This is a genomic window from Pseudomonas sp. DTU12.1 (assembly GCF_009873475.1).
Taxonomy (GTDB): Bacteria; Pseudomonadota; Gammaproteobacteria; order Pseudomonadales; family Pseudomonadaceae; genus Aquipseudomonas; species Aquipseudomonas proteolytica.
Genome location: NZ_CP045254.1, coordinates 4,311,933 through 4,325,741 on the forward strand (window position 1 = coordinate 4,311,933; position 13,809 = coordinate 4,325,741).

A 13,809-nucleotide genomic window follows, 5' to 3' on the forward strand; every position below is an offset into this window, starting at 1 on the left:
CCTCGCCAGGTCAAGCCTGGCAAGGCGGTGGAGTGCGGGTAAATATTTGAAATCGGCATGGGCGGCTAGCTTAGCGGATGCAAGCGGTGGCGCCCAGACGCCAGTGGTTAAACCTTGGCAGCCACCGGGGCGGACTTGCTGCGCGGGCGCAACTGGGCGGCCGCCATGGCCGGGTCGGTGACACCGCTTTCGGCGCGCATGCCGGCGGCCAGGAATGGCACCATCAAGCGCATGACCTGTTCGATGGAGGTGTTGACCCCGAAATCCGTCTCGGCGATGGCGCGCAAGGCCTTGATCCCGGACATGCTGAACGCTGCGGCGCCGAGCATGAAGTGCACGCGCCAGAACAATTCGATAGGAGGAATGCGCGGGGCCGCCTCATTCACCAACAACATGTAGCGACGGAATACCTTGCCATACATGTCTTCGAGATAACGCCGCAAGTGGCCTTGGCTCTGACTGAAAGCCAGGCCCAGCAGGCGCATGAAGATCGACAGGTCGTTGCCACTGCGTGGTTGTACCACCAGCGCCTGCTCGACGAGGATTTCCAGCAGCTCTTCCAGGCTCGGCTTGTTGTCGGGCTTGGTCTGGCGCCGCTCCAGCTCACGGTCGAGACTGACGCAGAACGGTCCCAGGAAACGTGAGAATACTGCCTGGATCAGGGCTTTCTTCGAGCCGAAATGATAGTTCACTGCCGCCAGGTTGACCCCAGCCTTGCTGGTGATCAGCCGCAATGAAGTTTCAGCAAATCCTTTTTCCGCGAACAACTGCTCGGCAGCATCGAGAATGCGTTCAACGGTTTCCGACTGGGCCATGGCTACTCCGCCTGACAAACACTTGTTTGAAACATACGTTTCACCTTGTGCAATGTCAAGCCTGCAGGTCCGTTTTCCGGCCGGGCAGTCACCCGATTCGCACCTATTTAATCACATCTTCAACAGCCTGTAGGCAGCGCTATCTCCAGGCTTGGCAAGGACCGACGGATGACCGTCCGGCGGAGTCGGCAAAAACGATGATTGCCAAGCGCAGTTCACTGTATATAATCCCAGTCACTGTATAAAAAGACAGAGCGATCAACATGCTAAAACTGACGCCACGCCAAGCTGAGATTCTCGCTTTTATCAAGCGCTGCCTCGACGACAACGGCTATCCGCCGACCCGGGCGGAAATCGCCCTGGAGCTGGGGTTCAAATCCCCCAACGCTGCTGAAGAACACCTGAAGGCCCTTGCCCGCAAGGGTGCGATCGAAATGACCCCAGGTGCATCCCGTGGCATTCGTATCCCTGGCTTCGAAGCCAAGGCTGACGAATCGACGCTGCCGATCATCGGCCGGGTCGCTGCCGGTGCGCCGATTCTTGCACAGCAGCACGTCGAAGAGTCTTGCAATATCAACCCGACTTTCTTCCATCCTCGCGCCGACTACCTGCTGCGGGTCCATGGCATGAGCATGAAGGACGTGGGCATCTTCGACGGCGACCTGCTTGCCGTCCATACCACCCGTGAAGCACGCAACGGTCAGATCGTCGTGGCGCGTATTGGCGACGAAGTGACGGTCAAGCGCTTCAAACGCGAGGGCAGCAAAGTCTGGCTGCTGGCGGAAAACCCTGAGTTTTCACCGATTGAAGTCAACCTGAAGGATCAGGACCTGGTGATCGAAGGCTTGAGTGTCGGCGTTATTCGCCGCTAACGGAGGCATCATGCAGTTCCCACACGCGCAACAACATACACAACTGCCGCTGTTTGAGGCCTTCTTGGCCCAGCCACTTGCACCGATCCTCAACGAGGTGGTGGAGTCCCCATGGACCGCCCCCGCCGAACCAGAGGTATTCAGTGAATTGTCGTTGCGCGGCGCTGCCGGGAACTGCCTGAGCCTGCTGGCCCCCATTCTTCGCAACCTGAGCGAAGAACAGGATGCCCGCTGGCTGACCCTGATCGCCCCGCCCTCCAGCCTGACCCAGGCCTGGTTGCGGGATGCGGGCCTGAACCGCGAGCGTATCCTGCTGCTGCAACCACGCGGCACCCAGAGTGCCCAGCAACTGACCTGCGAAGCGTTGCGCCTGGGGCGTAGCCATACGGTCGTCAGTTGGCTGAATCCGCTGGGCGCTTCGGCCAAGCAGCAGTTGATCAGCGCGGCGCGCACAGGCGATGCACAAAGCTTGAATATTCGTTTGGGATAAGCCCGAGCCTGACGCGCAACGCGTTATCGGGAATGCTACAGGTCGTCCGATTGCAGCCTGACGTCAAGTCAGTGCCTGCGATGGACGCAAGGCCTCTACAGAACTGAGAAGCCGATTGTTAGTTTGAATCTTGAAATCGACAAACGGACTCAGTGAAGAATTCGCGGACCGTCGTCTTTCTCTGGTTCGCCTTCAGCCAGGCGCCCCGCCATCTGCACGCCCACGCTCAACATGGCTTTTGCCACTTCCACGTGCTGGCCTTGCAGGAATGCCTTGGCATCCTCGGAAAAGTCCAAAGTCACCAGAGAACCCTCGTCCTCGGCCCTACGCAGCTCAATTCGGCCGTCGGGCAATTCAACAATTTCCAGAAAGGACGTTGGCATAAAAATCTGTTCTCCACGAAAGGCCGGCATTATATCAGTCATCAACGCGGCCTCGCTCAGGATCTGAACAGCTTTCGTTGCTGCTTGATGAATGGTCTGTAGGAGCGGGCTTGCCAGCGATAGCCATAGGTATCTACATAACTTCGCCGCACCGCCTAAATCCAGGCAAATAGCGCAGTTGTGGCGAGCGGGCTTGTCGGAACGCCGCATCGCCCGCGCTGGGCTGCGAAGCAGCCCTAAACCCGGCCATCGCGGTTTATCTGAAGAAACGCGGCGGGCTTTTTGGGGCTGCTTCGCAGCCCAGCGCGGGCGATGCGGCGTTCCGACAAGCCCGCTCGCCACGGGGGAGTTCGTCAGTTTCTGAAAGTTGTGTAGATACCTATGCAGCGATAGCGGTCTGCCGGCCAACTTTGCATTGCTTGATCAATTGTTATCGCCGGCAAGCCGGCTCCTACATTGCCCCGCCACTCAGCACTCGTTCAAGCCATCCCGAAAGCGGATAGCCAGCTTCTTCAACTCCTGACGCCAGCTCTCCAACTCCGCCCGGCTCAGCGGCTCGGGACCTTCGTCTTCCAGACTGACCGCAACAATCAACGGCTGGGTCACATCGCCCTTGGGCTTGTGCGGCACACGCGGCGGCTGGAACATCGCCGAATGGGCAGCCAGCAAACGTGCCAGCCAGCTGTCAGGGCTGCGGGCCATTTCCACCAACTCGGCCAACTCAGGGATGGCCAAGGACTCCAGCACCTCGCGGGTCAAAATATCCTCGGCCCGTGGCGCATGCGCCTGGGGCAAGCGATAGAAGCCGGCAATTTCATGACACAGCCCCAACAAGGCGCCATACAGATGGAACAACGCCGACTCCCGCCCCGCCTGCACCAGCGCGATAGCGTTCATCTCCTTCCCTTCCTCGGCACGGCCAAGGGCTTCCAGGGACAAACCCGCGAAGTAAATTTTCTGGTTGGTACGGGTATAGAGTTCGTTAGCCATGACGGCAGTCTCCACAACGACATAAACGTGATGCTGGCTTTGCAGGAGCAAGTTTACTCGCGAAAAACCCGAGAACAACGCAGTGCATCGGGTTTATCGCGTTATCGTTAACGACCTTCGCGAGCAAGCTCGCTCCTACAGATCAAGCGCCCTGGCGCTTGTCCTCGACCTTCCACTTGCCGCCGTCGTAGAACGCCTTCCAGCCCGTAGGCTTGCCGTCCACTTCGGTCTGCACGTACTGCTCCTTGGTCTTGCGGCTATAGCGGATCACGGCCGGACGACCGTCGGGATCCTTCTTCGGCGCTTCACACAGGAAGTGGTACTTCGGATCGATCTCATCCTTGTGCGGCACGATCTCCATCACCAGTGGCGCACGGGTCTCGCGGTTTTTCGGGAACTGGCTGGCGGCCAGGAACAGGCCCGAAGCGCCGTCACGCAGGATGTAGGTGTCGTTGACCTTCTCGCACTTGAGCTCAGGCATCTTCACCGGGTCCATCTTCGGCGGCGCCGCGTCACCGCTTTTCAGCAGTTTGCGGGTGTTCTTGCAGGTCGGGTTGGTGCAACCGAAGAACTTGCCGAAGCGGCCGGTCTTGAGTTGCATCTCACTGCCGCACTTGTCGCACTCCAGGCTCGGGCCTTCATAGCCCTTGATGCGGTAGGTGCCTTCTTCGATTTCGTAGCCGTTGCAATCCGGGTTGTTACCGCAGATGTGCAGCTTGTGCTTTTCGTCGAGCAGATAGGCATCCATCGCCGTGCTGCAGATCGGGCAACGGTGCTTGCCACGCAACACCAGCGACTCGGATTCACCCTCGTCGTCGGCCGCAATTTCATCACCCGGTACCAGGTTGACGGTGGCCTTGCAGCGCTCTTTGGGCGGCAGGCTGTAGCCCGAGCAACCCAGGAACACACCGGTAGACGCGGTGCGGATCTGCATCGGCCGCCCGCAGGTGGTGCACGGAATATCCGTCATCACCGGCTGGTTGGCGCGCATACCGTTTTCCGGGCTTTCGGCTACTTCGAGTTTTTTCTTGAAGTCGCCATAGAACTCGTCGAGTACGTTTTTCCAGTCCCGCTCGCCCTGGGCCACGTCATCGAGGTTCTCTTCCATGCCGGCGGTAAAGCCGTAGTCCATCAGGTTGGAGAAACTCTCGGACAGACGCTCGGTGACGATATCGCCCATCTTTTCCGAATAGAAACGACGGTTATGCAGCGCCACGTAGCCGCGGTCCTGGATGGTGGAAATGATCGCCGCGTAGGTCGAAGGACGACCAATGCCCCGCTTTTCCATCTCTTTGACCAGGCTCGCTTCCGAATAACGCGCAGGCGGCTTGGTGAAGTGCTGGGACGGATCAAGCTTGACCAGCTTCATCACATCGCCCTGGGCCATGTCTGGCAGCACGTCGTCATCGCCGGGCTTGGCGATTTGCGGCATCACACGGGTGTAACCGTCGAACTTGAGGATACGGCCCTTGGCACGCAGCTCGAAGTCCCCGGCACCCACGGTGACGGTGGTGGACAAGTATTGCGCCGGCAGCATCTGGCAGGCCAGGAACTGGCGCCAGATCAGCTCGTAGAGGCGCTCAGCGTCGCGCTCCATGCCTGTGAGCTTGCTTGGCTCGGTATTGGCGTCAGACGGCCGAATCGCTTCGTGAGCCTCTTGTGCGCCTTCCTTGCTGCTGTAGACGTTCGGGTTCTCCGGCAGGTACTTCTTGCCGAATTCGCTTTCAATATAAGTGCGCGCCATCGCCACCGCGTCTTGCGACAGGTTGGTGGAGTCGGTACGCATATACGTGATGTAGCCCGCTTCGTACAAACGCTGGGCCATCATCATCGTCTTCTTCACCCCAAAGCCCAGGCGGTTGCTCGCGGCCTGTTGCAGGGTGGAGGTGATGAACGGCGCCGACGGCTTGCTGCTGGTGGGCTTGTCTTCGCGCTTGACGATGCTGTAGCTGGAAGCCTTGAGCTTCTCCAGCGCGGCCATGGCCTGGGCTTCGTTGAGCGGCTTGAAAGCCTCGCCTTTCTCACGGGCCACGTCAAAGCGTACGGTCGCGCCCTTGGCGGTGCCGAGGTCGGCGTGGACTTCCCAGTATTCTTCAGGGATGAACGCGCGGATCTCGCGCTCACGCTCCACCACCAGCTTGACCGCTACCGATTGCACACGGCCAGCGGACAGGCCACGGGCAATTTTGGCCCACAACAATGGCGAGACCATGTAGCCGACGACGCGGTCGAGGAAGCGTCGAGCCTGCTGGGCATTGACGCGGTCAATATCCAGCTCGCCCGGCTTGGAGAAGGCTTCCTGGATCGCCTTCTTGGTAATTTCGTTGAACACCACGCGTTTATAGCGGCTGTCATCCCCACCGATGGCTTCGCGCAGGTGCCAGGCAATGGCTTCCCCTTCGCGGTCCAAGTCCGTCGCGAGATAGATGGTGTCAGCATCCTTGGCGAGCCGGCGCAGCTCCTCGATCACCTTTTCCTTGCCCGGAAGGATTTCGTACTTGGCCTTCCAGCCATGATCAGGGTCCACCCCCATGCGCGAAACCAGCTGCTTGCGCGCTTTTTCTTTGGGCGAGAGCACCGGACCTTCGCCCGCAGCCGCCTTGCCGCGCTTGGCAGCAGGCTCCTTGCTGGCGCTAGCCGAACCGCTGGTGGGCAGGTCTCGGATATGGCCGATACTCGACTTCACCACGTACTCGTTACCCAAGTACTTGTTGATGGTCTTGGCCTTAGCCGGGGATTCCACAATGACCAGCGATTTGCCCATGGATCGGAAAATTCCTGAATTCGAGAAGAGAAAGGCGGTTGGCGCCTGACGCGGCAACGCTATATATAGTGGCAACACAGTGAGGTCAAGCGCAGCATTGTGCGCTACCAGCCGTTATTGCCCTGAAAAAAGACTGGGTTCGACCTGCACCAAAGCAAAGCGCGGGACCTGCTTGCCGTCAACTTCGACAGTCTCCAGGAACATGCTCAAGGGGCGCACCCAAAAGCCGTAATCGCCATACAGTGCTTGGTAGAACACCACTTCTTCTTCGGTCTCGGAGTGCCGCGCCACATTAAAAACGCGGTACTTGGGACCTTTATAATGCTGGTAGAGCCCTGGTTCGACTTTCATGCTCTGGCCCTCTTACAAAATTTATTAAAAAAAAATTAAAAATTCCAAAAAACAAAAACCGGGGCACTGGGCCCCGGCTTCCGTCAACTCAACGCTTAGACGCGTTCGAAGACGGTAGAAATGCCTTGGCCGAGACCAATGCACATGGTTGCAACCCCAAGGTTGCCGCCATTTTGCTTCATCACGTTAAGCAAAGTGCCGGAAATACGTGCACCGGAGCAACCGAATGGGTGGCCCAAGGCAATCGCACCGCCGTGCAGGTTAACCTTCTCGTTCATCTTGTCGAGTACTTTCAGATCTTTCAGCACGGGCAGAGCCTGTGCGGCGAAAGCTTCGTTGAGCTCGAAGAAGTCGATGTCGGAGATGCTCAGACCTGCGCGCTTCAAGGCTTTTTGTGTGGCCGGTACTGGACCATAGCCCATGATCGCCGGGTCCACACCCGCCACGGCCATGGAACGGATCACTGCCAGAGGCTGGATCCCCAGGTCCTGGGCGCGCTGGGCCGACATCACGATCATGCACGAGGCACCATCGGTGATCTGCGACGAAGTACCGGCAGTCACGGTGCCGCCCTTGGGATTGAATGCCGGCTTCAAGGCCGCCAGGCTTTCCAGGGTGGTATCCGGACGAATGGTTTCGTCGTAGTCGAACAGCTTCAGGAAACCGTTCTCGTCGTAGCCGTTCATCGGGATGATTTCATCCTTGAACTTGCCTTCCAGGGTTGCCTTGTGGGCGAGCTGGTGCGAGCGCAGGCCAAAAGCGTCCTGGGCTTCACGGGTGATGCCGTGCATCTTGCCGAGCATTTCTGCGGTCAGGCCCATCATGCCCGAGGCTTTTGCCGCGTACAGCGACATATGCGGGTTTGGATCGACGCCGTGCATCATGCTGACGTGGCCCATGTGCTCCACGCCGCCGACCACGAACACATCACCGTTGCCGGTCATGATCGCCTGGGCGGCAGTGTGCAGTGCGCTCATGGAAGAACCACACAGGCGGCTGACGGTCTGGCCGGCAGCAGTATGCGGGATCTGCGTCATCAGGGACGCCATGCGGGCGATGTTCCAGCCCTGCTCCAGGGTCTGGTTGACGCAGCCCCAGATCACGTCCTCGACTTCGTTCGGGTCGACCTTGACGTTGCGCTCCAGCAGTTTGCTGATCAGGTGCGCCGACATGTCTTCGGCACGGGTGTTGCGGTGCATGCCGCCCTTGGAGCGGCCCATCGGAGTACGACCGAAGTCGACAATCACGACGTCTCTTGGATTCAAGCTCATAAATATTCTCGCTCTAGTCGTCTGGGCACTTAACCGAAGAAGCTCTGGCCGTTCTTGGCCATCTCGCGCAGCTTCGCAGTCGGGTGGTACAGCGGGCCCAGATCAGCGTATTGATCAGCCAGGGCAACGAATTCGGCTACACCGATCGAGTCGATGTAACGCAGCGCACCACCACGGAATGGAGGGAAACCAATACCGTACACCAGGCCCATATCGGCTTCGGCGGCGGTTTCAACGATGCCGTCTTCCAGGCAACGCACGGTTTCCAGGCACAGGGCGATCATCATCCAGTTGATGATGTCCTCGTCGGACACTTCACGCTGCTCGTAGACGATAGGCGCCAGCACTTCGTGAACCGATGGATCGGCAACTTTCTTCTGCTTGCCTTTCTTGTCGGTCTCGTAGGCGTAGAAGCCCTTGCCATTCTTCTGGCCAAGGCGCTTGGCCTCGTAAAGCGCATCGACAGCCGAGCGACGGTCGTCTTTCATGCGATCCGGGAAGCCTTCAGCCATAACGTCGCGACCGTGGTGGCCGGTGTCGATACCGACCACGTCCATCAGGTACGCCGGGCCCATTGGCCAGCCGAATTTTTCCATGACCTTGTCGATACGCACAAAGTCCACGCCAGCGCTGACCAGCTTGGCGAAACCGCCAAAGTACGGGAACAGCACGCGGTTGACCAAAAAGCCCGGGCAGTCGTTGACCACGATCGGGTTCTTGCCCATTTTCTTGGCGTAGGCAACGGTGGTGGCAACGGCCAGCTCGCTGGACTTCTCGCCACGGATCACTTCCACCAGCGGCATCATGTGCACCGGGTTGAAGAAGTGCATGCCGACGAAGTTTTCCGGACGCTTGAGGGCCTTGGCCAGCAAGGTGATGGAAATGGTCGAGGTGTTGGACGCCAGGATCGTGTCTTCTTTGACCTGGGCTTCAACTTCAGCCAGTACCGCTTGCTTGACCTTCGGGTTCTCGACAACCGCTTCGACCACCAGGTCGACGTGGCCGAAATCGCCGTAGGACAGCGTAGGACGAATGCCGTTGAGCACTTCAGCCATCTTCGCAGCCGTCATGCGACCTTTATCAACGCGGCCCACCAGCAGCTTGGCGGCTTCTGCCAGGCCTTGCTCGATACCGTGCTCGTTGATGTCTTTCATCAGGATCGGCGTGCCTTTGGACGCCGACTGATAAGCGATACCGCCACCCATGATACCGGCGCCGAGCACGGCAGCCTGTTTCACGTCTTTGGCGATTTCGTCGTAGGCCTTGGCCTTTTTCTTCAGTTCCTGATCGTTCAGGAACAGGCCGATCAGGCTCTGGGCAGCAGACGTCTTGGCCAGTTTGACGAAGCCGGCGGCTTCGATTTCCAAGGCCTTGTCGCGACCGAAGTTCGCGGCTTTCTGGATGGTCTTGATCGCTTCGACCGGAGCCGGGTAGTTAGGACCCGCTTGACCGGCGACGAAACCCTTGGCGGTTTCGAACGACATCATTTGTTCGATGGCGTTGAGCTTGAGTTTTTCCAGCTTCGGCTGACGCTTGGCCTTGTAGTCAAATTCGCCGCTGATGGCGCCCTTGATCAGGTTCAGGGCAGCTTCTGCGAGTTTGTCCGGCGCAACCACGGCATCGACTGCGCCCACTTTCAGCGCGTCTTCAGCACGGTTTTCCTTGCCGGCGGCAATCCACTCGATGGCGTTGTCGGCACCGATGATGCGCGGCAGGCGCACGGTACCGCCGAAGCCTGGGTAGATGCCCAGCTTGACTTCCGGCAGGCCGATTTTCGCGCTGGAGGCCATGACGCGGAAGTCCGCGGCCAGGCACATTTCCAGACCGCCACCCAGAGCGATGCCATTGATCGCGGCAACGGTCGGCACGTTGAGGTCTTCGAAATCGCTGAAAATCTTGTTGGCTTCGAGGTTGCCAGCCACAAGCTCGGCATCGGGCAGCTTGAAGTTGTCGACGAATTCGGTGATGTCAGCGCCGACGATGAACACGTCCTTGCCGCTGGAGACGATCACACCTTTGATCGATGCATCAGCCTTGATGGTGTCTACGGCCTGACGCAGTTCGTTCAGGGTTAGACGGTTGAACTTGTTGACGGACTCACCCTTGAGGTCGAATTTCAATTCGACGATGCCACTTTCAAGAGCCTTAACCGTGATGGCTTTACCTTCGTAAATCATCAACTGATCTCCACGATATGGAAGCTGAACAGTACACGTCGGACGCTGGCCGAAGCGTAAACACAAACGTTACCGTCGATGCTAACGCCTATTTGCCAGGCACACCCGCCAACGCGATAGTCGGGATTCTGTACGAACGGTCTGAAAGACAAACGCTCAATTCATACGCCCGTTTGATTTGGGTACGCCACCTTCAGCCAATTTCCGACAATTGTCAATCGCTCGAAAGGGCCGCTAAAACGCGACTTTTCAGTCATTTCAGAACCGCCAAGGCGAATCAATGCGCAGGTATTCACCCGATCAATAATGAAAAAGGGCCAGCAAAGGCCTGTACAGCGACGGATATCCGGCTAGGCTAGCCGCAGGTGTGAACGCCTGTGCGAATGCGCGGCGTGTTGAATCGACGAATTACCGGCCTGCCTGGCCAACTCCAGCCCGATGATGATGTCGGACTTTTTATTGCCTGCGATTCCATCACTGTAGGAGCGAGCTTGCTCGCGAAAAACCTGAGCGCACCGCGTTAAACCAGGTTTGCCACGTTATCGTTGACGCTCTCGGGCGCAGACGATGTCAGGCCAGGGCCTTGAGCAAGGCATTGATGTTCTGCAAGACGCTCAATTCGCCCTTCTCACCCCAATACAAAGCGATCATCTGCCCATCGGCTTCGATTTTGTAGACGTTATCCGGCAGCGTTGCAAAATGCGGCAACAACTTCTCGTCGACACAGGTTTCCCGCCATTGATTGACCCATACCCCCGGCTCCAACTGCCAGTAACACCAGAGGGCCGGCTTACTGCCCCGCCGCGGCCGACAGTACTGCGCACACGGGCTGGGCGGCTCTTGCTTGAGCCAGTGCGGCCACTCCTGGGGCGACAACTGCATCGCCAGGCCAATGCGGCGGGCCTCCATGCGCAGGGCCATGCGCCCGCTCTGGTGGCGCGAAGGTCGCAGCCATGCCAGGGGGCTCAACACCACTAGAAGGATTGACACCACTATCCAGACCGTCATATGTGTACTCCCGAATTTCTAGATGAGCGGATCCAACCCCATCCGCTTGAAAGCAGCCATACTGAACTTATTGCAGTCCCCTGGAGGAACGCCTCATGACTTACGAACATATTCTGGTCGCCGTGGACCTGACCGAAGAGTGCGATCCGGTGATCAAGCGCGCCGTGGCCATTGCCGGCGATACCGTGAAGCTGTCCCTGGTGCATATCGTCGAACCCATGGCCATGGCCTTTGGCGGCGACGTACCGATGGACCTTTCGCAACTGCAACAGCAGCAGTTCGACCAGGCCAAGGAGCGCCTGGACCGCCTGATTGCCAAGTATCCTGCGCTGAAAAAGGACCAAAGCCACCTGACCTATGGTCAGCCACGCCAGGAAATCCACCACCTGGCCAAAGAGCAGAACTGCGACCTGATCGTGGTCGGCAGCCATGGTCGTCATGGCCTGGCGTTGCTGCTGGGCTCCACGGCCAACGACGTCCTGCACGGCGCGCCGTGCGACGTACTGGCGGTAAAACTGGTAAAAAGTTCGTAAGAACACCAGAGATCAAATGTAGGAGCTGGCTTGCCAGCGCCTACCTTTGGATTGAATTTCATATAAAAAAACCGGTGCTCGTAAGAGCGCCGGTTTTTTATTGCCGCCGAATCAATCAGGCATCCAGCTCGGCCCAACGCTCAACCAGCACTTCCAGTTCCTGGTTCAGCTTCTCCAGGGACTCGATGACCTTGGCAGTTTCCGCCGCAGGACGCAGGTAGAAACCCGCGTCAGCCATTTCAGCTTCCACGGCTGCGATCTGCTGCTCCTTGGCGTCGATATCACCCGGCAAGGCTTCCAACTCACGCTGCAGCTTGTAGCTGAGCTTTTTCTTGGCCGCCGGCGCAGCGTCCTGAACAGGTTCAGCAGCGGCAGGTGCAACCACCGCAGAGTTCAAGTCGGCCTTACCAGACTTGCTCTCGGTCACGCCCAGCAGGCGCGGCGAACCGCCCTGGCGCAGCCAGTCCTGGTAACCACCGACGTATTCGCGCACATTGCCTTCACCTTCGAAGACCAGGGTACTGGTGACCACATTGTCGAGGAATGCCCGGTCGTGGCTGACCATCAGTACAGTGCCGTTGAAGGTCAGCAGGACCTCTTCCAGCAGCTCGAGGGTTTCCACGTCGAGGTCGTTGGTCGGTTCGTCGAGCACCAGCAGGTTGGCCGGTTTACTGAACAGCTTGGCCAGCAGCAGGCGCGCACGCTCACCGCCAGACAGGGCCTTGACCGGCGTGCGGGCACGTTGTGGACTGAACAGGAAGTCGCCCAGGTAGCTCAGGACGTGGCGGCTCTGACCATCGATATCGATAAAATCGCGGCCTTCGGCGACGTTGTCGATCACGGTCTTTTCCAGGTCCAACTGGTGGCGCAACTGGTCGAAGTAGGCCACGTCGATGCGCGTGCCCTCTTCCACGGTGCCGCTGGTCGGTTGCAGGCCGTTGAGCATCAGCTTGAGCAAAGTGGTCTTGCCGGTACCGTTGGCGCCCAGCAGACCAATACGGTCGCCGCGCTGCAGGACCATGGAGAAGTCCTTGATCAGGAACGGGCCATCCGGGTGATGGAAGCTGACGTTCTCCAGGACCATGACCTGCTTGCCCGACTTGTCGGCGGTATCCAGCTGGATATTGGCCTTGCCGGTGCGCTCGCGACGTTCGCTACGCTCGACACGCAAGGCTTTCAGGGCGCGTACACGACCTTCGTTACGGGTGCGGCGTGCCTTGATCCCCTGGCGGATCCAGACTTCTTCCTGGGCCAGCTTTTTATCGAACAGCGCGTTGGCGGTCTCTTCAGCGGCCAGGGTGGCTTCCTTGTGCACCAGGAAGCTGGCGTAGTCGCCGTTCCAGTCGATCAGGCCGCCGCGATCCAGTTCGAGGATGCGCGTGGCGAGGTTCTGCAGGAAAGAACGGTCGTGCGTGATAAACAGCACGGCGCCCTGGAAGTCCTTGAGGGCTTCTTCCAGCCAGGCAATCGCGCCGATATCCAGGTGGTTGGTCGGTTCGTCGAGCAGCAGCAGGTCCGGCTCGGAAACCAGGGCCTGGGCCAGCAGCACGCGGCGACGCCAGCCGCCGGACAGTTCGGCAAGGGTCTTGTCGGCCGGCAATTGCAGGCGGCTCAAGGTGCTGTCGACCAGCTGCTGCAAGCGCCAGCCATCACGGGCTTCGAGGTCTTGCTGGACGTGCATCAGCTTGTCCAGGTCAGCGTCGGTGACGCAGTTCTGCGCCAGGTGATGGTACTGGGCAAGCAATTCGCCGACGCCATCGAGGCCTTCGGCAACCACGTCGAACACGGTCCGTTCGTCGGCCACCGGCAATTCTTGCGGCAATTCGCCAATCTTCAGGCCCGGCGCGCGCCATACGGAGCCGTCATCGGGCTTCTGGTCGCCCTTGACCAACTTCATCATGCTGGACTTGCCGGTGCCGTTGCGGCCGATGATGCACACCCGCTCACCACGGGCGATCTGCCAGGACACCTTGTCCAACAACGGCATAGCGCCGAAAGCAAGGGACACATCGCTGAATTTGAGCAGGGTCATACGCTTCTCCAAAAACTGGGCGCGCATTCTACCTGAGTTGGGGGGTGAAGCGGCCGGCATTTTCATGCCCGACACGTTCTGTAGGACATTTCTTGAGAACTTCAGTGAAGCGGCCTGCAAAGC

12 protein-coding genes are annotated in these 13,809 nt (G+C 59.0%); 3 read left to right on the top strand and 9 right to left on the bottom strand.

All coding sequences use genetic code 11. The features are described from left to right. Window positions 1–107: 107 nt before the first annotated feature. On the bottom strand, window positions 108–815 hold the full coding sequence (locus tag GDV60_RS18955; RefSeq protein WP_029300097.1) for a TetR/AcrR family transcriptional regulator: 708 nt from the start codon (window positions 813–815) through the stop codon (window positions 108–110). Window positions 816–1,078: 263 nt separating this feature from the next. On the opposite strand from GDV60_RS18955, the gene lexA reads away from it, so the two are divergent. After that, the gene (lexA, locus tag GDV60_RS18960; protein ID WP_029300096.1) at window positions 1,079–1,687 is read left to right on the top strand and encodes a transcriptional repressor LexA; all 609 of its coding nucleotides are present in this window, start codon (window positions 1,079–1,081) and stop codon (window positions 1,685–1,687) included. Window positions 1,688–1,697: 10 nt separating this feature from the next. Then, window positions 1,698–2,177: an SOS-induced cell division inhibitor SulA gene (sulA, locus tag GDV60_RS18965; protein WP_029300094.1), complete on the top strand. Its 480-nt coding sequence runs from the start codon at window positions 1,698–1,700 to the stop codon at window positions 2,175–2,177. 149 nt (window positions 2,178–2,326) lie between these two features. Here the strand turns inward: sulA and GDV60_RS18970 are convergent, their stop codons facing one another. The 7 genes from GDV60_RS18970 to GDV60_RS19000 all read right to left on the bottom strand — a co-directional run bounded on the left by GDV60_RS18970 (window position 2,327) and on the right by GDV60_RS19000 (window position 11,121). Further along, window positions 2,327–2,560, bottom strand: a complete 234-nt coding sequence (locus GDV60_RS18970) for a hypothetical protein (RefSeq protein ID WP_029300092.1) — start codon at window positions 2,558–2,560, stop codon at window positions 2,327–2,329. A gap of 468 nt (window positions 2,561–3,028) precedes the next feature. Next, window positions 3,029–3,550 carry a DUF6586 family protein gene (locus GDV60_RS18975; protein WP_029300090.1) on the bottom strand — a complete coding sequence of 174 codons (522 nt, stop codon included), beginning with the start codon at window positions 3,548–3,550 and terminating at the stop codon, window positions 3,029–3,031. Window positions 3,551–3,692: 142 nt separating this feature from the next. Further along, on the bottom strand, window positions 3,693–6,314 hold the full coding sequence (gene topA, locus GDV60_RS18980; RefSeq protein WP_092231741.1) for a type I DNA topoisomerase: 2,622 nt from the start codon (window positions 6,312–6,314) through the stop codon (window positions 3,693–3,695). Between the two features lie 114 nt (window positions 6,315–6,428). Further along, window positions 6,429–6,665 (bottom strand): DUF1653 domain-containing protein, encoded by a 237-nt coding sequence (locus GDV60_RS18985; protein ID WP_029300088.1) that lies wholly within the window; start codon window positions 6,663–6,665, stop codon window positions 6,429–6,431. A gap of 95 nt (window positions 6,666–6,760) precedes the next feature. Beyond that, the gene (gene fadA, locus GDV60_RS18990; protein WP_029300086.1) at window positions 6,761–7,936 is read right to left on the bottom strand and encodes an acetyl-CoA C-acyltransferase FadA; all 1,176 of its coding nucleotides are present in this window, start codon (window positions 7,934–7,936) and stop codon (window positions 6,761–6,763) included. Window positions 7,937–7,965: 29 nt separating this feature from the next. Beyond that, the gene (fadB, locus tag GDV60_RS18995) at window positions 7,966–10,113 is read right to left on the bottom strand and encodes a fatty acid oxidation complex subunit alpha FadB (protein ID WP_029300084.1); all 2,148 of its coding nucleotides are present in this window, start codon (window positions 10,111–10,113) and stop codon (window positions 7,966–7,968) included. A gap of 570 nt (window positions 10,114–10,683) precedes the next feature. After that, window positions 10,684–11,121: a hypothetical protein gene (locus GDV60_RS19000; protein WP_070994694.1), complete on the bottom strand. Its 438-nt coding sequence runs from the start codon at window positions 11,119–11,121 to the stop codon at window positions 10,684–10,686. A gap of 95 nt (window positions 11,122–11,216) precedes the next feature. Here GDV60_RS19000 and GDV60_RS19005 point away from each other — a divergent pair, with 95 nt between their 5' ends. Next, the gene (locus GDV60_RS19005; RefSeq protein ID WP_029300080.1) at window positions 11,217–11,654 is read left to right on the top strand and encodes a universal stress protein; all 438 of its coding nucleotides are present in this window, start codon (window positions 11,217–11,219) and stop codon (window positions 11,652–11,654) included. A 115-nt stretch (window positions 11,655–11,769) separates the two neighbouring features. Here GDV60_RS19005 and GDV60_RS19010 read toward each other — a convergent pair whose 3' ends face one another. Then, the gene (locus GDV60_RS19010; RefSeq protein WP_159908442.1) at window positions 11,770–13,686 is read right to left on the bottom strand and encodes an ATP-binding cassette domain-containing protein; all 1,917 of its coding nucleotides are present in this window, start codon (window positions 13,684–13,686) and stop codon (window positions 11,770–11,772) included. Between the last annotated feature and the right edge of the window lie 123 nt (window positions 13,687–13,809).